This is a genomic window from Pseudomonas sp. PDM01 (genome assembly GCF_014852325.1).
Lineage (GTDB): Bacteria > Pseudomonadota > Gammaproteobacteria > Pseudomonadales > Pseudomonadaceae > Aquipseudomonas > Aquipseudomonas migulae.
The window spans coordinates 499,217-522,481 of record NZ_JACVBK010000004.1 but is presented as its reverse complement, the minus strand read 5'-3'; the positions used below and the strand labels follow the sequence as shown (position 1 = coordinate 522,481).

The 23,265-nt window shown below is 60.5% G+C and carries 19 protein-coding genes and 1 pseudogene; 8 read left to right on the top strand and 12 right to left on the bottom strand.

Annotated features, from left to right (window positions below; translation table 11 throughout):
• On the bottom strand, nucleotides 1–3,105 hold the full coding sequence (locus IB246_RS13090; RefSeq protein ID WP_008037306.1) for a multidrug efflux RND transporter permease subunit: 3,105 nt from the start codon (nucleotides 3,103–3,105) through the stop codon (nucleotides 1–3).
• Nucleotides 3,102–4,262 carry an efflux RND transporter periplasmic adaptor subunit gene (locus IB246_RS13085; RefSeq protein ID WP_008032295.1) on the bottom strand — a complete coding sequence of 387 codons (1,161 nt, stop codon included), beginning with the start codon at nucleotides 4,260–4,262 and terminating at the stop codon, nucleotides 3,102–3,104. Before IB246_RS13085 ends, IB246_RS13090 begins: the two co-directional genes overlap by 4 nt.
• A 348-nt stretch (nucleotides 4,263–4,610) precedes the next feature.
• Between IB246_RS13085 and IB246_RS13080 the strand changes: the two genes are divergently transcribed.
• From IB246_RS13080 to IB246_RS13075, 3 genes and pseudogenes are all read left to right on the top strand, one after another.
• Nucleotides 4,611–4,868 (top strand): hypothetical protein, encoded by a 258-nt coding sequence (locus IB246_RS13080; protein WP_008026610.1) that lies wholly within the window; start codon nucleotides 4,611–4,613, stop codon nucleotides 4,866–4,868.
• A gap of 155 nt (nucleotides 4,869–5,023) precedes the next feature.
• Nucleotides 5,024–5,305, top strand: a pseudogene (locus tag IB246_RS29070) (PAS domain-containing protein); the annotation flags it as partial.
• A gap of 258 nt (nucleotides 5,306–5,563) precedes the next feature.
• Entirely contained in the window at nucleotides 5,564–6,607 is a 1,044-nt protein-coding gene (locus IB246_RS13075) for a methyl-accepting chemotaxis protein (RefSeq protein WP_411740534.1), read from the top strand.
• Here IB246_RS13075 and IB246_RS13070 read toward each other — a convergent pair.
• From IB246_RS13070 to norR, 5 genes are all read right to left on the bottom strand, one after another.
• Nucleotides 6,604–7,353: a YkgJ family cysteine cluster protein gene (locus IB246_RS13070; RefSeq protein ID WP_008037308.1), complete on the bottom strand. Its 750-nt coding sequence runs from the start codon at nucleotides 7,351–7,353 to the stop codon at nucleotides 6,604–6,606. The genes IB246_RS13075 and IB246_RS13070 overlap by 4 nt on opposite strands.
• Nucleotides 7,354–7,436: 83 nt before the next feature.
• The gene (locus IB246_RS13065) at nucleotides 7,437–7,763 is read right to left on the bottom strand and encodes a hypothetical protein (RefSeq protein ID WP_008037309.1); all 327 of its coding nucleotides are present in this window, start codon (nucleotides 7,761–7,763) and stop codon (nucleotides 7,437–7,439) included.
• A gap of 144 nt (nucleotides 7,764–7,907) precedes the next feature.
• Entirely contained in the window at nucleotides 7,908–8,366 is a 459-nt protein-coding gene (locus IB246_RS13060; RefSeq protein WP_008037310.1) for a GNAT family N-acetyltransferase, read from the bottom strand.
• A gap of 25 nt (nucleotides 8,367–8,391) precedes the next feature.
• The gene (locus tag IB246_RS13055) at nucleotides 8,392–9,294 is read right to left on the bottom strand and encodes a chemotaxis protein CheV (protein WP_008026621.1); all 903 of its coding nucleotides are present in this window, start codon (nucleotides 9,292–9,294) and stop codon (nucleotides 8,392–8,394) included.
• Nucleotides 9,295–9,516: 222 nt separating this feature from the next.
• Nucleotides 9,517–11,067, bottom strand: a complete 1,551-nt coding sequence (gene norR, locus IB246_RS13050; RefSeq protein ID WP_008037311.1) for a nitric oxide reductase transcriptional regulator NorR — start codon at nucleotides 11,065–11,067, stop codon at nucleotides 9,517–9,519.
• Between the two features lie 156 nt (nucleotides 11,068–11,223).
• Here norR and hmpA point away from each other — a divergent pair, with 156 nt between their 5' ends.
• Complete coding sequence (gene hmpA / locus IB246_RS13045) at nucleotides 11,224–12,405, top strand: NO-inducible flavohemoprotein (protein ID WP_008037313.1); 1,182 nt, start codon at nucleotides 11,224–11,226, stop codon at nucleotides 12,403–12,405.
• A 439-nt stretch (nucleotides 12,406–12,844) separates the two neighbouring features.
• On the opposite strand, the gene IB246_RS13040 is transcribed toward hmpA, so the two are convergent.
• The 5 genes from IB246_RS13040 to IB246_RS13020 all read right to left on the bottom strand — a co-directional run bounded on the left by IB246_RS13040 (nucleotide 12,845) and on the right by IB246_RS13020 (nucleotide 18,170).
• Nucleotides 12,845–13,471 (bottom strand): transcriptional regulator, encoded by a 627-nt coding sequence (locus IB246_RS13040; RefSeq protein WP_008026625.1) that lies wholly within the window; start codon nucleotides 13,469–13,471, stop codon nucleotides 12,845–12,847.
• Nucleotides 13,472–13,561: 90 nt separating this feature from the next.
• The gene (locus IB246_RS13035) at nucleotides 13,562–14,689 is read right to left on the bottom strand and encodes an NAD(P)/FAD-dependent oxidoreductase (protein WP_008037314.1); all 1,128 of its coding nucleotides are present in this window, start codon (nucleotides 14,687–14,689) and stop codon (nucleotides 13,562–13,564) included.
• A gap of 147 nt (nucleotides 14,690–14,836) precedes the next feature.
• Nucleotides 14,837–15,784, bottom strand: a complete 948-nt coding sequence (locus tag IB246_RS13030) for an ornithine cyclodeaminase family protein (protein ID WP_008037315.1) — start codon at nucleotides 15,782–15,784, stop codon at nucleotides 14,837–14,839.
• Between the two features lie 143 nt (nucleotides 15,785–15,927).
• The gene (gene rhlB, locus IB246_RS13025; protein WP_008026628.1) at nucleotides 15,928–17,415 is read right to left on the bottom strand and encodes an ATP-dependent RNA helicase RhlB; all 1,488 of its coding nucleotides are present in this window, start codon (nucleotides 17,413–17,415) and stop codon (nucleotides 15,928–15,930) included.
• Nucleotides 17,416–17,513: 98 nt separating this feature from the next.
• The gene (locus IB246_RS13020; RefSeq protein WP_008026629.1) at nucleotides 17,514–18,170 is read right to left on the bottom strand and encodes an alpha/beta hydrolase; all 657 of its coding nucleotides are present in this window, start codon (nucleotides 18,168–18,170) and stop codon (nucleotides 17,514–17,516) included.
• Nucleotides 18,171–18,637: 467 nt separating this feature from the next.
• Here IB246_RS13020 and IB246_RS13015 point away from each other — a divergent pair, with 467 nt between their 5' ends.
• The 4 genes from IB246_RS13015 to IB246_RS13000 all read left to right on the top strand — a co-directional run bounded on the left by IB246_RS13015 (nucleotide 18,638) and on the right by IB246_RS13000 (nucleotide 22,802).
• Entirely contained in the window at nucleotides 18,638–19,672 is a 1,035-nt protein-coding gene (locus IB246_RS13015) for an amino acid ABC transporter substrate-binding protein (RefSeq protein WP_008026630.1), read from the top strand.
• Between the two features lie 65 nt (nucleotides 19,673–19,737).
• Complete coding sequence (locus IB246_RS13010; protein ID WP_008026631.1) at nucleotides 19,738–20,919, top strand: amino acid ABC transporter permease; 1,182 nt, start codon at nucleotides 19,738–19,740, stop codon at nucleotides 20,917–20,919.
• 10 nt (nucleotides 20,920–20,929) lie between these two features.
• Nucleotides 20,930–22,027: an amino acid ABC transporter permease gene (locus IB246_RS13005; RefSeq protein WP_008037316.1), complete on the top strand. Its 1,098-nt coding sequence runs from the start codon at nucleotides 20,930–20,932 to the stop codon at nucleotides 22,025–22,027.
• 10 nt (nucleotides 22,028–22,037) lie between these two features.
• Nucleotides 22,038–22,802, top strand: coding sequence for an amino acid ABC transporter ATP-binding protein (locus IB246_RS13000; RefSeq protein WP_008026633.1), 765 nt, complete (start codon nucleotides 22,038–22,040; stop codon nucleotides 22,800–22,802).
• Nucleotides 22,803–23,265: the final 463 nt, after the last annotated feature.

The following is a 23,265-nucleotide window of genomic DNA, read 5'->3' as shown; positions in this document are numbered from 1 at the left end:
TCAGTCTGTGGTCGCCAGCACCGGTACGGGCGCTGGTTTTTTGGGCCGATGAAATAGTCGCTCCAGCCACAAGTATATGACCGGAGTGGTGAACAGCGTCAGCGCCTGGCTCACCAGCAAGCCGCCGACGACCGCGATCCCCAACGGCTGGCGCAGTTCGGCGCCGGTGCCGTAGCCGAGCATCAGAGGCAGCGCGCCGAGCAGGGCGGCGAGGGTGGTCATGATGATCGGCCGGAACCGCGTGATGCAGGCCTGGAAAATCGCCTCTTCCGGTGGCAGGCCACGGTTGCGTTGGGCGTCGAGGGCGAAGTCGATCATCAGGATGCCGTTTTTCTTCACGATACCGATCAGCAACACCAGCCCGATCAACGCCATGATCGAAAAATCCTGGCCGCAAATCCACAGCATGATCACCGCCCCGAGCCCCGCCGAGGGCAGCGTCGAGATGATGGTCAACGGGTGCACGAAGCTCTCATAGAGCACGCCGAGAATGATGTACACCGCCACCAGCGCCGCCAGAATCAGCCACGGCTGGCTGGCCAGCGAACTCTGGAACGCCTGGGCCGCGCCCTGGAAGTTGCCGCTCATGGCGGCCGGCATGCCGATCTCGGCCTTGGCCTGATTGAGCATGATCACCGCATCGCCAAGCGCCACGCCGGGCGCCAGGTTGAACGACAGGTTGGCGGCCGGGAACATCCCGTCGTGGGCGATCGACAACGGGCCAACCGTCGGCGCATCGAATTTCGCCAGCGCCGACAGCGGCACCATTTCCCCGCTGAGCGGAGAGCGCAGGTAGAAATAATTGAGGCTTTCAGCCTTGCCGCGTTGCCTGGTGTCCAGTTCCAGGATCACGTTGTACTGGTTGATCTGGGTCTGGAACTCGTTGATCTGCCGCTGACCGAACGCATCGTACAGCGCTTCGTCGACATCGCTGGCGGTCAGGCCGAAACGCGCGGCGGCGCTGCGGTCGATGCTGATGTGGGTGATGCTGCCGCCCAGTTGCAGGTCGTTGGAAATGTCGCGGAACGCCGGGTTGGCGCGCAGTTTTTCCGTGAGGCGCTGGGTCCAGGTGCTGAGGGTCGCGCCGTCGTTGCTCTTGAGCACGTATTGGTACTGCGCGCGACTCGGGCCGGAGCTGAGGTTGATGTCCTGGCCGGCACGCAGGTACAGCACGATGCCCGGGACTTTCATCAGTTGCGGACGGATCCTGTCGATGAACTGGCTGGCCGAGACGTCGCGCTCGCTGCGTTTTTTCAGGGAAATCCAGAAGCGGCCGTTGGCGATGGTCTGGTTGCTGCCGGAGACGCCGACGGAGTGGGAAAACGCCGCGACCGCTGGATCTGCCGCGACGATTTCCGCCATCGCCAGGTGTTTTTTCACCATGTCGCCGTAGGAAATATCGGCGGCGGCTTCGGTGGTGCCGAGGACAAAACCGGTGTCTTGCACCGGGAAGAATCCCTTCGGAATGAAGATGTAGCCGGCGATGGCCAGGGCCAGGGACATGCCGAACACCCCGATCATCAATTTCTGATGGGCGAGGGCGCGGCGCAGGAGCTTTTCGTAGCCGGCCAGCAAGCGTTCGCCAAAGGTTTTTTTGCTGTGGGCGTGATGCACCGGCGCACGCATGAACAGCGCGGCGAGGGTCGGCGCCAACGTCAGCGACACCACCACTGAAATCATGATTGTAGAGGTGGCCGTCAGGGCGAATTCCTTGAACAGCCGCCCGACCACGCCGCCCATGAACAGCAGCGGAATGAACGCCGCCACCAGCGAAAAACTGATCGAGACCACGGTAAAACCAATCTCGCCGGCGCCTTTGATCGCCGCCTCGCGCATGCCGTCGCCGGCCTCCAGGTGTCGGTGAATGTTCTCCACCACGACAATCGCATCGTCGACCACGAACCCCACGGCCACCACGATCGCCACCAGCGTCAGGTTGTTCAGGCTGAAGCCCATGATGTACATCAGGGCAAAACTGGCGACCAGCGACACACCCAGCACCGCCGACACGATCAGCGTCGCCGACCACTGACGCAGGAACAGCGCCATCACCGCCACCACCAGCATGATCGCGATCAGCAGGGTGACTTCCACCTCATGCAACGAGGCGCGGATGGTCTGGGTCCGGTCGACCAGCACTTTGACCTGCACCGACGCCGGCAGCATCGCTTCGAGAGCGGGCAGGGCGGCCTGAATGCGATCCACGGTCTCGACGATGTTGGCCCCCGGTTGCCGGGAAATCACCAGGTTCACCCCGGGTTTGTCACCGGCCCAGGCTTGCACGTAGGCATCTTCCGAACCGTTGACGACTTTGGCGACATCTTTCAGGTGAACCGGTGCACCGTCCTTGTAGGAAACGATGAGTTGGCTGTATTCCTCGGGGTGGAACAACTGATCGTTGGTCGACAGCGTCGAGATGCTCGACTCGCCATACAACGCACCTTTGGCCAGGTTGAGGCTGGTGTTTTGGATCGCCAGACGAATGTCCGCCAGCGTCAGGCCGATGGCCGCGAGTTTGTCCGCCGAGGCTTGAACGCGAATCGCCGGACGTTGCTGGCCGGTGATGTTGATCTGGCCTACACCGTCGATCTGGCTGATCTGACGGGACAGCAGGGTTTCCACCAGATCGCTGAGTTCGGGGCCGGGCATCAGGGTCGAGTTGATGCTGAGAATCAGCACCGGGCTGTCGGCCGGGTTGACCTTGCGCCAGGTCGGAAGGTTCGGCATGTCCTTGGGCAGTTTGCCGGCGGCGGTGTTGATCGCGGCCTGCACTTCCTGCGCGGCGGTGTCGATGCTTTTGTCGAGGGTGAATTGCAGGGTCAGGTTGGTCGAGCCGAGGGCGCTGCTCGAGGTCATCTGGGTCACGCCGGGAATGGCGCTGAATTGCACTTCAAGCGGCGTGGCCACCGAGGAAGCCATGGTTTCCGGACTGGCGCCGGGCAGTTGCGCGGCCACCTGGATGGTCGGGAATTCGGCTTCCGGCAGCGGAGCGATGGGCAACCGTGGGAACGCAATGACGCCGAGCAATACCAGGGCAAACGTCAGCAGGATCGTCGCCACCGGATGATCGATGCACCACGCAGAAACCGAGCCGTGGCCCTTCATGGTTTCGACTCCGTTTGCACCATTTGCGCGGGGTCAGTCAGCACCTGGACCGTCGAACCGGGCTTGAGGCGCGACTGACCGTCGCTGACCAGCACGTCGCCCGGTTTCACGCCTTTGATGATGTCCTGACCGCTGCCTTGATAGACCATCTGCACCTGGACGGTTTCAACCTTGTCACCTTTGACCCGGTACACAAAGTGTTGATCGAGGCCTCGTTGTACGACGGTGGGCGGCACTACCAGCGCATCCTTTTCCAGCGCTGTCTGAATTTTTACCGTTACCAGCAGGCCCGGCCACAGTTTCTGCCCGGGGTTGTTGAATTCGGCCTTGGCGCGGATGGTCCCGGTGTTGGCGTTGATCTGGTTGTCGATCAGGGTCAGGTGGCCTTCGCCCAGCAGGTTGCCGGTTTCGCCGTCGGTGTCGGCACCGATGTAGGCCTTCACCTGGGCGTGTTCCGGATCGTTGATCAGGCCTTGCAGGGTTGGCAGCATTTGCTGTGGCAGGGAAAACTCCACGGCAATCGGGTCGATCTGCGTCACCGTGAACAAGCCTTGGGTGTCGGTCATGCGCAGGAAGTTGCCTTCGTCCACCGTACGAATCCCCACGCGACCGCTGACCGGGGAGCGAATCTGTGTGTAGGAAAGCTGCACCTGAGCGGCGTCAATCGACGCCTGATTGCCTTGGGCGGTGGCTTTGAGCTGGTTGACCAGCGCTTGTTGCTGGTCGTAAGTCTGTTTGGATACGCCGTCGTCGACGCTCAGCAGTTTGTAACGCTTGAGGTTGACCAGCGCCACTTGCAGCTGCGCCTGGCTTTCGCCGAGCTGTGCGCGGGCCTGATCCAGGCTGGCGCGGATCGAGCGATCATCGATGGTGGCGAGCAAGTCACCCTTGTTCACCAATTGACCTTCCTTGACCAGGATTCTGGTGAGGATGCCGTCGATCTGCGGACGTACCACCACGCTGTGCAGGGACAGCACCGAGCCGATGCCGCTGACGTAACGAGGGACGTCTTTTTCGGCGACGTTGACCACTCGAACCGGTATCGCCGTGGGCGCGGCGAGTCTGGCCGTGGCCGGTTTGGTGGCGTACCACACGCCCAGCGCTGCCAGGACAATCAGGAGGGCGGCGAGCAGGGCGGGTTTTTTCTGAATTCGCATGCGAGTGGGGCGCCGGGGCTGGGAGGACGGAATTTTGTCAGGGTTATACCTTCCTTTATAAACCTGTTCGCCGGTCAGGAAGGTGACTGCTAACTGACGGCGCTGTCAGTTTGGGATGTGTGGTGACTGAACTGCCGCCATCGCCGCCATCGCCGGCAAGCCGGCTCCTACAAAGTACACCGCGAACCCTTGTAGGAGCCGGCTTGCCGGCGATGGCGGCAGTTCAGTCACCACAAAACCCGACGGACTCACTCGCCACGTGAAGCCTGTCGCCCCCGACACAGGTATACTGCCGCCTTTCGCGGCTCGCTGACCGGGCCCGACTCTTTTGCATCACCCGGAGCTTTCATGACTTCCCCGACACAACCGCCGGTTGCCGACGCTTTGAGCGACGACCAGGCAGACCTGCCAGACAGCGTCGACTCCAGCGCAGACAGCGAAACCAAAGCCGCGATCCCGGCATTCAAGTTCCCGTTCAAACCGGGTGAACTGGCCGCTGCGAAAACCGCCAGCCAGCCCTGGTACAAGAACGGCGCCAAGAACGGCCACACCAAGACCCCCGGCGCAGCGCCTCCCGGCACCCGTCGTTCGATGGGCAAACGCTGAGTTTTAACGCCCCCCCGCCATTGGCCATCGGCCGCGGTTTTCAATCGCGGTGATGGCTAAGTGCTCATATCCTGAGCCAGATCAACGTTTGTGGAATCAGTGCGCTTAGAGTCAGCAGCCCTGCCGACTCTTTCCATCCAACGAGCGCGCTTTCCATGAAGATCAACCTCCCGGTGACCGGCCGTAATGTCGACGTTGCGGCTGATGCGAATATCCTCTCGACCACTGATCTGACCAGCGCGATCACCTACGCCAACGACGACTTCATCAACATCTGCGGTTACAGCCGCGAGGAGTTGCTGGGCTCGACGCACAACTTGCTGCGCCACCCGGACATGCCGGCGGCGGCTTTCGCGCATATGTGGCAGACCCTTAAAAGCGGCCGCTCATGGATGGGGCTGGTGAAAAATCGCTGCAAGAATGGCGATCACTATTGGGTGAGCGCGTATGCCACGCCGGTGACGCAGAACGGTAAAGCCGTGGAGTATCAGTCGGTCCGGACAAAACCCTCGGCGCGGCAGATCGAAGCTGCGGAAAAAGCCTACGCACAGCTTCGCAGTGGTCGTACATCACTGTGGCAGCGGCTCCCCGTGCTCGGTCTGGGTCTCAAGGTGACGGCGCTGTTCAGCGCGACATTGGCCTGCGTGGTGGGTATCGAAGCGTGGCTGAACCCTTCGTCAGCCGTTTTCGGCGTACTGGCGTTTGTCGTGGGCAGTGGTTTGGCAGCGGTCGGAACCGGATTCATGTTGCGTCCGCTGAAAGTGTTGACCGAACGCGCCCGGCAGATTGCCGACAACCCGTTGAGTCAGGCTGTTTACACCGGTCGCCGCGATCAGTTCGGCCAGATCGAGTTTGCCTTCCAGATGCTCGAAGCGCAGATCGGCGCGGTGGTGGGGCGCATCGGCGATGCCTCGCAGCGCTTGGCCGGGCACGCGGCGGAACTGGTCGAACACCTGCAAGGCAGTCATAACAGCACGCTGGCCCAGCAGGCTGAAACCGATCAGGTGGCGGCGGCGATTCACCAGATGTCTGCCAGCGTGGCCGAGGTTGCCGGTCATGCGCAGCAGGCGTCCCAGGCGGCTGACCTGGCCGGCAACGAAACCCGTGAAGGTCATCAATTGGTGAGTGAAAGTCGCCATGCGGTGCTGCGTCTGGCCGAGGAGCTGGCGCGCGCCACCGAGGTGATTCATCAACTGGAGGGGCACAGCAGCGAGATTACCGGCGTGCTGGATGTGATTCGCAGCATCGCCGAGCAAACCAATCTGCTGGCCCTCAACGCGGCCATCGAAGCGGCGCGTGCCGGGGATGCCGGGCGCGGTTTCGCGGTGGTGGCCGATGAAGTCCGTGGCCTGGCCCAGCGTACCCAGCAATCGACCAACGAGATTCAGCGCATGATCAGCACCCTGCAAAACGGCACGCGGGACGCGGTGGTGGTGATGCAACAAAGCAGTGAACAGGTGGACAACAGCGTCGAACAGGCCCGACGCGCCGCCGATTCGCTGGACGCGATCAGTCGGCGGGTCAATCAGATCACGCAAATGAGCCTGCAAATCGCTTCGGCGGTGGAAGAGCAGAGCAGCGTCAGCGAAGACATCAACCGCAACATCATCAGTATTCGCTCAGCCTGCGAGGTCACGGTCAGTGAGGGGCAGCAAAGCCAGGCGAATTCCACCGATGTGGCGGGGCTGGCGGGGGACTTGCGGTTGTTGGCGCAAGAGTTTTGGCGAGCCCGCCGTTAAGCCGCGCGCAACGAAATGAAGGCATAGTTGAGCGGCGTCTCGGTGGCCACGTGCGCACCCGCCGCCAACACTTGCCCGGCGATGTCGTCACCCGATACGTGGAACTGCCAGTCACTGTCCGATCCTGTCAGCGGCTGTTGTGCCACCTGATCGATGACTGTGGCGAACGCGCTCATGTCCGGCAGATACGCAGTGAATCCATCGCCCTTCAGGGCCGTGGTCCGAATCCCCAGTGAGGCGCAAATCGCATCTTTGGTGCGGATATCGTCGCGATCCGCCTGACGGGAACGCTGGATGAGTCCTGCGAGCTCGTGATCGACCAATTCACCGCCAATGATCAGATCCGGGCCTTTTTCCCACGATTCCGGCGGGCATTCCTTGATCGCCGGGTTGAGGGGGATGTGCGGATTGATTTCCATCGGATAGATGCGGCACACCAGCGGCCGGCGTTCGTAGATGCGGCAGAGGTTGTCTTCGTCAAGATTCCGGCAGGGACCGACGTTGTACGCCGCAAACGTGATGGCCACGTAGGCCTCGCAGTCGCCGCTTTGAACCACCACCGAACGGCGCTCGGCATGTTCGCGTTGCTGCACCGGCAGGCCAAGGCCGTTGCCGAGGAAACCTTCCACCAGCACGATCACCTGACCGCCGTCGGCCGCCCACATCCGGGCTTCGGCCAGGGTCAGGGGGACGTGATGGTCATTGCAGCATTTGCCGCAACCTACGCAGGAAAACGTTGTATTCATTGAAAGATCAGTCGCTTGTCAGGGCCCGAAATGGCGACAGAATGCCACCGCAGAAGTCAGCGACGAAGCAAGTTATGCGCCATTTACCGGGATTTGGCGGGTAGGCGGATGGAGTCCCATTCGGTCACGTAGGCGGTTTTGCTTTTTTTGTTGTAGAGGCACAGCTCGGTGCCTTGCTGGCCTTTCATGTGTTTTTGCGGGTAGCGGCCTTGCAGGAGCACGGCGGTGTAGTCGACACGGTCGTCGAACTGTGCGGCTTTGCCGACGGGGGAAGCGTCCGTCAGGCCGCTGGCCTTGATGCAACTGGCAAGCATGGCTTTGTCGAAAGCGGCCCAGGCGTCTGGGCTGGAGGCGTGGGTTTGGGTGGCGAGGGCGGTGAGGCAGAGGAAGGTGAGGGTGGTGGCTTTCATGGGTCAGGCATCCTTGGGCATGGGTGGGCCGAGTATGCCTGATGGGATGAGGTTGAATGTGTCGGCCCCTTCGCGGGCAAGCCTCGCTCCTACAGGTACGGTGATCACAATGTAGGAGCGAGGCTTGCCCGCGAAGGCGATGTATCAGGCCGGAACCGGCTCCCGGCGGACCACAATCATCCCGGCACTTTTATACAACCGCTGCGCCCGAAGGTTGTCTTCCAATACCTTCAAATCCACAAAACCTTCGCGACGCTGCTGAAATACGTTGAATGCATTCAACAACAACGCCCGGCCCAAACCCTGACCCTGGGCTCGCGGGTGCACGACCAGATTCTTGATGTAGGCGCTGGTCCAGCACTGGCATACACCCACGATACCGTCGGTATCCTGCGCAATGAAGCACAGGGAGGGATCGTATTCAGGGTCAGTCTCAAACCGCTGCTGCCAGATATCCAATGCCGGCACACGACCGCCACCGTCCGGATAACCCAGCTCCATCAAACGATGAACGTCTTCTGCCAGTTCTGGACGATATTCGGGCAGGACAATGCCCTGAGGCCAGGTGATTGCTGGCACAACCTCCGCCAGGTTGCGCCGCATCAGAAAACAAAAAGCCTCGGCCAACTCAGTGACCTTGTTCGGCGACAGCCTTGGCCGCTTCGATCAGGCACTTGGTCAGGTCCGGCGAAGAGAACTTGGTCAGCACCGCGTTGGCGCCGGCCAGACGCGCTTTCTCGCTGTTCATCGCGCTGTCCAGCGAGGTGTGCAGCAGTACATACAGGTGCGCAAAATCCGGGGTTTCGCGCAGGGTGCGGGTGAAGGCGTAGCCGTCCATCTCTGACATTTCGATGTCTGAAACAATCAGGTTGATCTGCTGGGCGGTGCCTTGCAGGTCCAGCAGGCAATCGATGGCTTCCTTGGCACTGCGCGCGGTATGGCATTGCAGGCCGAGGTTGCGCAGGGTGTGCACCGATTGCTGCAGGGCCACCTGGCTGTCGTCGACCACCAGAATGCGTGCGTTGCCGAGTACTTCCGCGTCTTCCATGCTCAGTTCGGTCGGGGCCGTTTCGATCTGCGCCGGGGCGATGCCGTGGATGACCTTTTCGATGTCCAGCACCTGCACCAGCGTGCCGTCGACCGAGGTCACGCCAGTGATGTATGAGCGCACACCGCCGGAGCCGAAGGGCGGCGGACGGATGTCGGTGGTCAGGCAATGGACGATCTTGCTCACCGCCTGAACATGCAGGCCCTGTTTGGAGCGGCTGACGTCGGTGACGATCAGGCAGCCGCCATTCGGGTCTTCCAGCGGCCGCTCGCCGATCGCACGGCTCAGGTCGATCACCGACAACGACGCGCCGCGCAGGGTGGCGATGCCTTTGACGTGAGGATGCGACTCCGGCAGCTTGGTCAGCGGCGGGCAGGGAATGATTTCACTGACCTTGAGCAGGTTGATCGCCATCAACTTGCCGCTGCGCAAGGTAAACAGCAGAAGCGAAAGTGAGTCTGCGCGGGCTTTGGTGGAGGACATAAAAACCTTCTGTGGAAAAAGGTGATGGGCGAATGGAAGTCGCCAAAAGCTATCGATGCCGGGTTATCGACTTGATGGGGGCAGGCTTTAGGCTAAATGCCGACGCAATCGAAATGCTACCCCGAACCTGTAGGAGCCAGCTTGCTGGCGATAGCATTTCCGCGGTCAGTCAGACAAACCGCGGCGATACTATCGCCAGCAAGCTGGCTCCTACAAAAGCGTTCATTTCATGCCCAGTCTTTTGGCCATTCTTCCGAGATTCGCCCGATCCAGCCCCAGCTCACGCGCCGCGCTCGCCCAGTTATTGTGGTGCCGATCCAGGCACGCGCTGATCAATTGCCGCTGATAGCTTTCAGTCGCCTCGCGCAAATCCCCTGACACCAACGTCACTGGCGTCGCGGTCGGCGACTCGGGCGTTACCTCAACGCTGCCGCTGGGCAAATCCAGATCCGCCGCACTCAAGCTGAGAATCTTCGGCCGTTCCCTGCAGTTACCCAGCGCTTTCAACGCGCTGCGCCCAATCAAATGCTCCAGCTCTCGCACGTTACCTGGCCAGTCATACGCGAGCAGCGCCGCCTGGGCATCGCTGTTCAGGCGCAGGCTGTTGAGGCCCATGCGCGAACGGTTCTGCTCCAGGAAGAAACCGCTGAGCAGCAGCACATCCCGCCCGCGATCCCGCAGGGCCGGCACCAATAGCGGGTAAACGCTCAACCGGTGGTAGAAGTCGGCACGATAACGGCCACTGCGCACTTCCTCAGCCAAGTCACGGTTAGTCGCAGCGATGAGCCGCACATCGACTTGATGTTCCTTGTCCGAACCCAGTCGCTGCAATTGACCGCTTTGCAGCACGCGCAGCAATTTGGCCTGCACCGTCAGCGACAGTTCGCCGACTTCATCGAGAAACAGCGTGCCGCCATTGGCCAGTTCGAATTTGCCGCGACGGTCGCTGGTTGCCCCGGTGAAGGCGCCGCGCACATGACCGAACAATTCGCTTTCCACCAGCGTGTCCGGCAGCGCGGCGCAGTTAAGGCTGATGATCGGCTTGTCGGCTCGGGGCGAGGCGGCGTGAATCGCCTGGGCCACCAGCTCCTTGCCGACTCCGGTTTCGCCGGTGATCAACACGGTCAGGTCACTGCCGCCGACCAGGCTGATCTCTTCCACCAAGCGTTTATGGGCCTTGCTCTGACCGATCATTTCGCGGTTCTGCTGGCCGCTGGCCTGTCGGTACACCTCGGCGCGTTGATGCTCGTCTTCAACACGATTGGCCAGCCGTTCGATGCGCTCGGCGGCATTGACCGTGGCGGCGGCAAGGCTGGCGAAGGCTTGCAGGGCGTCCAGTTCGATCGGTTCCAAGCGTTCCGGGTCGAGGGCGTCGAGGGTCAACAAACCCCACGGACGTTCGTCGATAAACAGTGGGCAACCCATGCAGTCATGGACTTCAAGGTGATCGTCGAGGCCATCGACCAGTCCGTCATAAGGATCGGGCATGTCGCTGTCGGCGGCGAAACGGGTCGGGCCGGGGCTACTGAGCAGGGCTTCGAAGCGCGGGTGTTCGCTGACCTTGAAGCGTCGGCCGAGGGTGTCGGTGCTCAAGCCGTCGACGGCCAGCGGCACCAGCCACTCGCCATCGAGGCGCAGCAGCGCGGCGGCGTCACAGGGGAGCAAGGCGCGCATGGCTTCGAGCAGGCGCCGATAGCGCTCGCCCTCGGGGAGTTCGCGGGACAGGTCCGAGACCAGGGGAAGCAGTGTGGTGAGCAAGGATTTTGCAGTCATAGTGACTCCATGTAGTCGGTATGACTATAAGGCAGGGGGTGTCGTTATGACCAGAATGTTTTTAACTTATTGATTTATAACGATTAAATAACTGGCACGGAAACTGATAAGCATAGGGCAGTCAGTTAGAAAACCAAGTCGTCCAGGAGTCACCTTATGCTTAGCGTTCAAGACCGTGCAATCGTCAAATCCACTGTACCGTTGCTGGAAAGCGGCGGCGAAGCATTGATCACGCATTTTTACCGCATGATGCTCTCCGAATACCCGGAAGTCCGCCCGCTGTTCAACCAGGCGCACCAGGCCACCGGTGATCAACCTCGCGCCCTGGCCAACGGCGTGTTGATGTATGCGCGCCACATCGATCAGCTCGACCAATTGGGCGACCTGGTGGCCAAAATCATCAACAAGCACGTGGCGCTGCAAATCCTCCCGGAACACTACCCGATTGTCGGCACCTGCCTGTTGCGTGCGATTTCCGAAGTGTTGGGTGACGAGATTGCCACGCCGGAAGTGATGAGTGCCTGGGGCGCGGCGTACGGTCAACTGGCCGAGATCCTGATCGGCGCTGAAACCAGCATCTACGACCAGAAAGAACAGGCCCCGGGCGGCTGGCGCGGTGCGCGGGAGTTCATCGTTGCGGCCAAGGTCGAGGAAAGCGCGGAAATCATTTCGTTCTACTTCGAACCGGCAGACAAAGGTCCGATCCTTGCGGCAGAACCCGGCCAGTACATCGGCATGAAACTGATCCTCGATGGCGAAGAGATTCGTCGTAACTATTCGCTGTCGGCCCTGGCGAACAAAGGTCAGTACCGCATCAGCGTCAAGCGTGAACACGGTGGCCGCGCCTCGAACCATTTGCATGATCAGCTTCATGTAGGCGCCAGCATTCAGCTGTTCCCGCCATCGGGCGAATTCACCCTGATCGACAGCGATAAACCGTTGGTGCTGATCAGCGGCGGCGTTGGTATTACCCCGACCCTGGCCATGCTGGAAGCGGCGCTGGAAACCAAGCGGCCGGTGCACTTCATCCACTGCGCACGCAATGGCAGCGTTCACGCGTTCCGTGACTGGATTGATGGATTGGCCGAGCGTCACCCGCAACTCAAGCGTTTCTACTGCTACGACGAAGATGACGGCGTGAGCCCGGCGGCGCACAAGGTCGGGTTGTTGAGTCAGGAGCAACTGGGCGAGTGGTTGCCACAGCAGCGTGATCTGGATGCGTACTTCCTGGGGCCTAAAGGCTTCATGGCGGCGGTGAAGCGTCACCTGAAAGCCTTGGGTGTACCGGAGAAGCAAAGCCGCTACGAGTTCTTCGGCCCGGCTTCGGCGTTGGAATAAACACAAAACCCGTAGGAGCAAGGCTTGCCTGCGAAGGCGTCTTTGAGATCGCCTTCGCCGGCAAGCCGTGCTCCTACAGATTTGGGGACGCATCAGAGTTGTGTGACTGGCGCAGAACCTTGTAGGGGCCGGCTTGCCGGCGATGGTGTCTTCAAAATCGCCATCGCCAGCAAGCTGGCTCCTACAGGTTTTTTGGGGGGGGGCTCAACATCGTGTGGTTTGCGCAGAACCTTGTAGGAGCCGGCTTGCCGGCGATGGTGTCTTCAAAATCGCCATCGCCAGCAAGCTGGCTCCTACAGGTTTTTGGGGGGGGCTCAACATCGTGTGGTTTGCGCAGAACCTTGTAGGAGCTGGCTTGCCGGCGATGGCGATTTTGAAGACACCATCGCAGGCAAGCCGTGCTCCTACAGGGCGTGTGTCGCTGGTAATCCGGGGTGTTTCAGCCTTTCAATTCCTTCAGGTGTTTGTACACCGTCGCCCGTCCCATGTTCAGCACGTTGGCCACATAGTTCGAGGCGCTTTTGCCTTTGAAGGCGCCTTCGGCGTGCAGGGCCAGTACCAGTTCGCGTTTGTGGTCGCGGGTCAGCAGGTTCAGGCTCAGTTGACGTTCGCGCAGCCAGCCGTGAAGGAAGGTATTGATGCGCTCCTGCCAGTCATCGCGGAACAGTGAGTCCGGTTGCGGAATCAGCTTGCTCGGCGACAGGAACAGGTCCAGCGCGGCCTTGGCGTTTTCGAACAGCGAAATATTCAGGTTGATGCACAGCACCGCCAGCGGATGACCGTCGCTGTCGCGCAGCACGCTGCTCAAGCTGCGAATTTTCTGACCATCCCAGTTCAACTTTTCGTACGGCCCGATGTTTCGTTCGCTGATGTCATCGCTGAGCATGTCTTCCAGCGCCGAGTCGTCACCCACTTCCCGTTTCGACAGGTTGTTGGCGATGTAGTCAACTTTCTGTGTGCGCAGATCGTGCAGCACCACCTCGGCGTGGGGGAAGAACAACGTAGCGATGGCATCGGCGATCGCGCGGAAGTTGTCCAGGGCCGGGTCTTTTACAGGTGCGTTCATACAATGGAGCTCCAGGCAGCGTCAGCGCCCTGCAAAAAGGGCGCTGGAAGTTTGCCGTAATCGTGTCGACACGTCACCTGAGGACGCCGGTCAGCCCAGGCGAGCAGGGGACAGCATCCCGGCGTCCAGGCCAAAACGCTTGAGTTGCTCGGGCAGTGCTTCGCCGCGTACCAGCGCGGCGCTGGCCTGGCCCATGGCGGGCGAGGTCTGGATGCCGTAACCGCCTTGCGCCGCAACCCAGAACAGCCCCGGCACCTGCAGATCGAAACCGGACAGCAAATCGCCGTCGGCGACGAAGCTGCGCAGGCCGGCCCAGGTGCGGGTCGGGCGGCGGATGGTCAGGGTGGTGGCTTCTTCGATCTGGTAGATGCCCATGGCGATGTCCAGTTCTTCGGGCTGCACGTCGTGTGGTTCAACCGGGTCGGCGTTGGCTGGCGAGCCGAGGAACATGCCGGCGTCCGGCTTCATGTAGAACGACTCGTCGAGGCTGACCAGCATCGGCCAATGGTGGATGTCCGCGCCTTCCGGCCCGGCGAAGATGAATGCTGCACGGCGCTTCGGTTGCAGGCCCAGCGGCTTCGCGCCGGCCAGTTCGCCGATCTTGTCGGCCCAGGCGCCGGCAGCGTTGATGATGACCGGGGCGCTGAAGGTCTGGCCGTTGGTTTGAACCTGCCACACACCATCGCCGTCGCGGGTCAGGCTCAGGACTTCAGTGTCGGTATGCACTTCACTTTTATTGCGTCGGATGCCACGCAGGTAACCCTGGTGCAAGGCGTCGGTGTCGATGTCGCTGGCGGTCGGATCGTAGATCGCACCGTGGACTTTTTCCCGGCGCAGGATTGGCAGGCGCGCGCAGGCCTCGTCGGCGCTGAGCAGTTGCATCTCCGGCACCGTGGCTTTGGCGCTCAGGTATTGGTTGTTCAGTTCGGCCGGGTCGCCGGTGAAGTCCACGGTCATTTCGCCGCGCGGGGTCAGCAGCGGATGTTCGCAGAAGCCGGCAGGCGGGGCGTCGAAGAAATCGCGACTGGCCTGGGTCAGCGCCCGGACCTGCGGTGTGCCGTAAGCGGCGGTGAATAGCGCCGCCGAGCGTCCGGTGGAGTGGTAGGCCGGATGGGATTCGCGTTCGAGCACGATCACTCGGGCGTGCTGCGACAGCCAGAAACCGGTGGAAGCGCCGGCGATCCCGCCGCCGATGATGATGAAGTCTGCCTGGCTCATGAATGTCTCCTGTCGAGCGCAAATGCCAATAGTGTCGGTGCCCCCTGTAGGAGCGAGGCTTGCCCGCAAAGGCGGTGTGTCATTCTCAATATATGTTTAATGACACACCGCCTTCGCGGGCAAGCCTCGCTCCTACAGGGGGTGGTGTCAGGGTTTCAGGCGGTAGATGGCATTGGCCAGTGCGATGTCTTCCAGGCCCAGGCCGATGGAGCGGAAGAACACGTGACGGTCATACCCGGGGCGCTGGACTTTTTCGCTGATCAAGCCCGGCAGGTCGCCGACGATGGCGCTTGCGTCCCAGCCGTGCTGTTCGCCGGCAATCAGCATTTCACCCGCCGAGCCCGGCGTGGTCAGACGATAGTCGCAGAACACCTGCATGTCATTGAGGCTCTGCGGCGGCACTTCATGGGCGCGTGGGGCATTGGTGCTGATGGACGTGATCAATGCCGGTTTGGTCAGGCTGGAAGGGTCGATCACCGGGCCGGCGGACGACGTGCACAGCATGATCACGTCGGCGTCCTGAACGGCCGCTTCGCGCGTGTCGACAAGAGTCAGTCGTGTATCGAGAGCTTTAATCTGCGCCAGTGCTTCAGCACTCAATTCGTTCAAGCCGGGCGAGTAGAGATTGATGCTTTCCCAGTCGCGCAGGCCTTTGACGTAATGCAGATGCGCCAGCGCAACCTTGCCACTGCCGATGATTGCCAGGCGCTGCGCATTCAATGGAGCCAGGGCGTCGACAGCGACGGCGGTTGTCGCGGCGGTGCGCGCGGTGGTCAGTTCGCCGGCGTCGCACAACAGCAGCGGCTCGCCGGTCTGCATCGACATCAACAAGGTCCACGCGGTTACCAGTGGGCCTTGTTCGCGGACGATGTAAGGCGAGGTCTTGACCCCGTACACCCCGTCTTCGGCCAGCACGCCCAGGTAGTTGATGAAATCGCCGGCGCCCTTGGGGAACTCGACCAGTTGCTGCGCCGGTTGTACCGCTTGCCCGGCCGCCAGGTCGCGGAACAGCTTGCGCAGGATCTGCGGAACGTCGACCTGTGCCAGCAGTTCGCGGGCCTGGGGTTGGGTGATCACATAGGGCGTGCTGGACATGGTCGGCTCCGGGAATGGCAAGTAAACTAATTTGTCCATTATGGACTTTTAGTTCTGCCGGGCAAGCTCCTGTTGAAAAAAAACGACGAACGAAAAAAAGCGCAGTCCGTTGCCGGCTGCGCTTCTTTTATTGCGACCCGTTGTTACGGGCGCTTGCGCTCAACCGCCCGCAATAGATGCGTCGGAGGGGTTTCGCAGCTGATTTTGCGACCCAGCAGCGCCTCGATGGACGGTAGCTGGTAGGAGTCGTCTTCACCGGCAAAACTGATGGACACGCCATCGGCGCCGGCACGGCCGGTACGACCGATACGGTGCACGTAGTCGTCCGGGACTTCCGGCAGGGTGAAGTTGATCACGTGGCTGATGCCGTCGATGTGAATGCCGCGACCGGCTACGTCGGTGGCTACCAACACGCGGATCTTGCCTTCGCGGAAACCTTCCAGGGTCTTGATGCGCTTGTGCTGCGGCACATCGCCAGACAATTGCGCGGCGTTGACGCCGTCACGCACCAGGCGTTCTTCGATGCGTCGTACTTCATCCTTGCGGTTGGCGAAGACCATCACCCGCTCCCAGCCGTTGTCGTTGACCAGGTTGTAGAGCAGTTTGTATTTGTCGGCACCGGCCACCGCGTAGATGTGCTGCTCGACGTTTTCGCTGGCCACGTTCTGCGCTTCGATCTCGACGATCGACGGGTCGGTGGTCCATTGCTTGGCGAGGTTCATCACGTCATCGGTGAAGGTCGCGGAGAACAGCAACGTCTGGCGCTCGTTCTTTGGCGGCGTCTGGCGAATGATCTGACGCACTTGCGGAATGAAACCCATGTCGAGCATGCGGTCGGCTTCGTCCAGGACCATCACTTCGACCATGTCCAGATGCACGTCGCCGCGCTGGTTGAAGTCGAGCAGGCGGCCCGGGGTGGCGACGAGGATGTCGCAATGACGCGCTTCGAGGTGCTTGAGCTGCTTGTCGAAGTCCATGCCGCCGACAAACGTCATGACGTTGAGGCCGGTGTACTTGGTCAGGTCAGCGGCGTCCTTGGCGATCTGCACCACCAGTTCTCGGGTCGGCGCGATGATCAGCGCCCGTGGCTCACCCATGTAGCGCTCTTTCGGCGGCGGGGTTTGCAGCAACTGGGTGATGATCGAAATCAGGAACGCCGCGGTTTTGCCGGTGCCGGTCTGGGCGCGACCGATGGCGTCTTTGCCCGCGAGGGTGAAGCCCAGCACCTGAGCCTGGATCGGCGTGCAATACGGGAAGCCGAGGTCCTGGATGGCGTGCATCAGTTCCGGGGCAAGTTTGAAATCGTGGAATCGGGTTTTGCCTTCCTGGGGTTCGACGACGAAGTCTTCGAGTTTCCAGGGGATGACCGGCGCTTTTGGCTTGGGTTCACGACGCGGTTTGGCGGGCTTCGGCGCTTCGCTGCGTGGTTGCTCGGCAGCCGCCGCTTCAACAGGCTGGACGGCCGGTGTCGCCACAGGCTCTTGTTTCGGTGCCGCTACGGGGGCGGTCCGGCCAGGCTGATTACCGTCGGTGCGGTGGCTGGGACTGTGAGACGGAGCGCTGGAGACTGGCGCGAGCTGCTCAGTCTCGCTTTTACCGAACATTTTCTTGAGTGCTTTGAGCACGGTCATCTCATCAATTGGTTAAGGAATATACGGCGGCCAGTGTAATGCAAGAATCGGGCGCGGCGTAGGGGGATGGATCAATGGGCTGTTTTTCAGCTCAGCCGTTAACGCAAGCGCTCGCCGAGCCAGGTGCCGATGTCGCGAATCTCTTCGGGTAACACTTCGTGACCCATTGGGTATTCCTGCCATGTCACGGTGACACCATGCTGCTTTAAATACTCGTAGGCGGTCCGTCCCATCGAGTTTTGCACCACGTCATCGTACTGACCGTGCAACGACAACACCGGAATCCGCTGTTGGCTGGCCGAAAGCTCCAGTCCTTCGCTGAAGGTCGGTGCATAAGTAGAGAGGGCAAGTACGCCACCCAGCGGCCCCTGCCATTTCAGGAACGCAGTGTGGAACACCACGGCGCCGCCCTGGGAAAAACCTGCCAGGAAAATCCGCGAAGCGTCTATTCCGCCGGCTCGCTGTACTTCGATCAATTTGATGATCCGGTCTGACGACGCTTCCAGCTGCTCGCGGTTGATCGCGCGTGCAGGGCTCATGGCCAATATGTCGTACCAGCTCGGCATCTCGTAGCCACCATTGATGGTGACGGCGCAGGTCGGTGCCTGAGGGAGAACGAAGCGAGTGCTCAGCAGGGTTTCCTGTAACGCTTCGGCCACCGGCAGGAAGTCGTAACGGTCGGCGCCCAGCCCGTGCAGCCAGATAACGCAGGCGTCTGCGGGCTTGACGGGTTCAAGAATCAAGGGCTCGGTCATGGCTGCTCCAATTGTGTGCGTGCGCTCTCATTGAGTGCGAGAGATGAGTGCGCGTCTGGTTGATCCGTTAAGAAGATGTCGCAAGGCTACAAGTTTTGCTATTGACCTGTCCCTTAAACGCTTTGGCGAGCGGTCTGGTACGGGCTTTGCTATAGGAAGCCTGTACGAAAAATCCCACGCCTGTCGGTAACACTATCAGGCCATTGTTCGTGGTGGGATAGCAAAAAATCCGGTGATGGATGTTCGCCAGTGGCCGCTACGGGCTTCGCGAACGTGAAAGGGCTACAGCCCGTTCGGCCGATTGGTGAGAAGTGAGTGGTCCATGATTTGGATTTTCTCCTACTAGACTCATAGCGCAGGTCCTACGTCGGTTGACCCCAAAAAAAACCAACACGGGTCAACTACGCCTCATAAGGGTGCGACTGGACTCAAGCTCCGACACAACAAGAGCAAAACTGGAGGTTTGAATGAAGATGTTGAAATCCACCCTGGCTATCGTGTCTGCAGCCGCAGTACTCGGTGTCAGCGGGTTCGCTCAGGCGGGTGCAACCCTGGATGCAGTGCAGAAGAAAGGTTTCGTACAGTGCGGCGTCAGCGATGGCCTGCCTGGTTTCTCGGTTCCGGACGCGAATGGCAAGATCGTCGGTATCGATGCTGACTACTGCCGCGCTGTGGCCGCTGCCGTCTTCGGCGACGCGACCAAGGTCAAGTTCAGTCAGTTGAACGCCAAAGAGCGCTTCACCGCGCTGCAGTCTGGCGAAATCGACATCCTGTCGCGCAACACCACCATGACCAGCTCCCGTGATTCGGGCATGGGTCTGAAATTCCCTGGTTTCATCACTTACTACGACGGCATCGGTTTCCTGGTAAACAGCAAGACTCTGGGCGTGAAAAGCGCCAAAGAGCTCGACGGCGCCACCATCTGCATTCAAGCCGGTACCACCACCGAGCTGAACGTTTCCGACTACTTCCGCGGCAACGGTCTGAAATACACCCCAATCACTTTCGACACCTCCGATGAAAGCGCCAAGTCGCTGGAATCCGGTCGTTGCGACGTGCTGACCTCCGACAAATCCCAGCTCTACGCACAACGCAGCAAGCTGGCGACCCCGAACGACTACACCGTTCTGCCGGAAACCATCTCCAAGGAGCCTCTGGGCCCGGTCGTACGTAATGGCGACGACGAGTGGCTGGCCATCGTGCGCTGGACTGGCTACGCCATGCTCAACGCTGAAGAAGCCGGCATCACTTCGAAAAACGTCGAAGCTGAAGCCAAAGGCACCAAGAACCCGGACGTCGCTCGTCTGCTGGGTACCGACGGTGAATACGGCAAAGACCTGAAAGTGAAGAAAGACTGGGTCGTGCAGATCGTCAAGCAAGTCGGTAACTACGGTGAAGTGTTCGAGAAAAACCTCGGCAAGGACACTCCGCTGGCCATCGACCGCGGGCTGAACGCTCTGTGGAACAACGGCGGCATTCAATACGCACCACCAGTGCGCTGATGGTTCTATCACCCGGTGGGCCAACCACCGGGTGATGTTCTGTTCCATTACATCCGGGGCACTTCATGCAAAATTCAATCGGCGCACCAAAGCAGAGGCTCAGCCTCAGCGATCCCAAAGTGCGTGCGTGGCTATTTCAGATCATCACCATTGTGGCGGTGGTCTCGATGGGCTGGTACCTGTTCGACAACACGCAGACCAACCTTCAACACCGGGGCATTACCTCCGGTTTCGACTTTCTGGAGCGCAGTGCCGGTTTCGGCATCGCTCAACACTTGATCGACTACACCGAATCGGACAGTTATGCCCGGGTGTTTGTCATCGGCCTGCTCAACACGCTGCTGGTGACCTTCATCGGCGTGATCCTGGCGACAATCCTCGGGTTCATCGTCGGCGTGTCACGGCTGTCGAAGAACTGGATCATCAGCAAGCTGGCGACTGTTTATGTGGAAGTCTTCCGCAACATTCCGCCGCTGCTGCAAATCCTGTTCTGGTACTTCGCGGTGTTCCTGACCATGCCGGGGCCACGCAACAGCCATAACTTCGGCGACACCTTCTTCGTCAGCAGCCGCGGCCTGAACATGCCGGCCGCGTTGATGGCGGACGGTTTCTGGCCGTTTGTGATCAGCATCGTCGTGGCCATTGTCGCGATCGTGCTGATGAGCCGCTGGGCCACCAAACGCTTCGAAGCGACCGGTGTGCCGTTCCACAAGTTCTGGGTTGGCCTGGCGCTGTTCTTTGCGATCCCGGCGCTGTGCGCGTTGATCTTCGGTGCACCCGTGCACTGGGAAATGCCCAAGCTGCAAGGCTTCAACTTTGTCGGTGGCTGGGTGCTGATCCCGGAACTGCTGGCGTTGACCCTGGCCCTGACCGTGTACACCGCGGCGTTCATCGCCGAGATCGTGCGTTCGGGTATCAAGTCGGTCAGCCACGGCCAGACCGAAGCGGCGCACTCGCTGGGTCTGCGTAACGGTCCGACCCTGCGCAAAGTGATCATCCCGCAAGCACTGCGCGTGATCATTCCGCCGCTGACAAGCCAATACCTGAACCTGGCGAAAAACTCTTCGCTGGCGGCCGGTATCGGTTATCCGGAGATGGTCTCGTTGTTTGCCGGTACGGTGCTGAACCAGACCGGGCAGGCGATCGAAGTAATTGCCATCACCATGAGCGTGTACCTGGCGATCAGTATCAGCATTTCCCTGCTGATGAACTGGTACAACAAGCGCATTGCGCTGATCGAGCGGTAAGGAAAAGCGCATGAGTACTCATACTTTCAAGCCTGACATGCCTCCACCGAGCAGTAGCATCGGTGTGGTCGCATGGATGCGCGCAAACATGTTCTCCAGCTGGCTCAACACCCTGCTGACCCTGTTTGCGTTCTATCTGATTTACCTGATTGTCCCGCCGATCCTGGAATGGGCAATCATCGACGCCAACTGGGTCGGCACCACCCGCGCCGACTGCACCAAGGAAGGCGCCTGCTGGGTGTTCATTCAGCAGCGTTTTGGCCAGTTCATGTACGGCTACTACCCGATGGACCTGCGCTGGCGCGTGGACCTGACCGTGTGGCTGGCGGTGATCGGCGTGGCGCCATTGTTCATCTCGCGCTTTCACCGTAAAGCCGTGTATGGCCTGAGCTTCCTGGTGCTGTACCCGATCATTGCCTGGTGCCTGTTGCATGGCGGCGTTTTCGGTCTGACCCAAGTGGCGACCAGCCAATGGGGCGGCCTGATGCTGACCCTGGTGATCGCCACTGTCGGTATTGCCGGTGCGTTGCCGCTGGGCATTGTGCTGGCGCTGGGCCGTCGTTCGAACATGCCGGCGATTCGCGTGGTCTGCGTGACCTTCATCGAATTCTGGCGCGGCGTGCCGTTGATCACGGTGCTGTTCATGTCCTCGGTGATGCTGCCGTTGTTCCTGCCTGAAGGCATGAACTTCGACAAACTGCTGCGGGCGCTGATCGGCGTGATCCTGTTCCAGTCGGCCTATGTGGCTGAGGTGGTGCGCGGCGGTCTGCAAGCGATTCCAAAAGGTCAGTACGAAGCGGCTGCGGCGATGGGCCTCGGTTACTGGCGCAGCATGGGCCTGGTGATTCTGCCGCAAGCCCTGAAGCTGGTAATCCCTGGCATCGTCAACACCTTCATTGCGCTGTTCAAGGACACGAGCCTGGTGATCATCATCGGCCTGTTCGACTTGCTCAACAGCGTCAAACAAGCCGCCGCCGACCCGAAATGGTTGGGCATGGCCACTGAAGGCTATGTGTTCGCGGCCCTGGTGTTCTGGATTTTCTGTTTTGGTATGTCGCGCTATTCCATGCATCTGGAACGCAAGCTCGACACTGGCCACAAGCGTTAGGAGTTCTGTAATGAGCGAAGCAATCAAAAAGCCTGTGAGCCCTGAAGGCATTATTCAGATGCAGGGCGTGAACAAGTGGTATGGCCAGTTCCACGTGTTGAAAGACATCAACCTGAACGTCAAGCAAGGCGAGCGTATCGTCCTGTGTGGCCCGTCGGGTTCCGGTAAGTCGACGACCATTCGCTGCCTCAACCGTCTGGAAGAACACCAGCAGGGCCGCATCGTGGTCGATGGCGTGGAGCTGACCAACGACCTCAAGCAGATCGAAACGGTCCGCCGTGAAGTCGGCATGGTGTTCCAGCACTTCAACCTGTTCCCGCACCTGACCATCCTGCAGAACTGCACCCTGGCGCCGATGTGGGTGCGCAAGATGCCCAAGCGCCAGGCCGAAGAAATCGCCATGCATTACCTGGAACGCGTACGCATTCCGGAGCAGGCGCATAAATTCCCGGGGCAACTGTCCGGCGGTCAGCAACAACGTGTGGCGATTGCCCGTGCCTTGTGCATGAAGCCGAAAATCATGCTGTTCGACGAACCGACCTCGGCCCTTGACCCGGAAATGGTGAAAGAGGTGCTGGACACCATGATCGGTCTGGCCGAAGACGGCATGACCATGCTCTGCGTGACCCACGAAATGGGCTTCGCCCGCACCGTGGCCAACCGCGTGATCTTCATGGACAAGGGCGAAATCGTTGAACAGGCCGCGCCGAACGACTTCTTCGACAATCCGCAGAACGAACGCACCAAACTGTTCCTGAGCCAGATCCTGCATTGATCGAAGCCAGGCAGTGAAAAAAACCCGGACGCTGTTCCGGGTTTTTTTTGCCCGAAAAAACACACCACGATCCCTGTAGGAGCCGGCTTGCTGGCGATAGCGGTGGTTCGGGCGACATCCATGTGGGATGCCAGACCGAATCGCCAGCAAGCCGGCTCCTACAGGGTTTGTGTCGCGTGCGAAATAACGAGCCGGACGCGGAATTGTAGGAGCCGGCTTGCCGGCGATAGCGGTGGGTCAGGTGACATCCATGTGGGATGTCAGACCGAATCGCCGGCAAGCCGGCTCCTACAGGGGTTGTGTCGTGTGCGAAATGGTGAGCCGCACGCGGAATTGTAGGAGCCGGCTTGCCGGCGATAGCGGTGGGTCAGGTGACATCCATGTGGGATGTCAGACCGAATCGCCGGCAAGCCGGCTCCTACAGGGGGTGTGTTGTGTGCGAAATGGTGAGCCGCACGCGGAA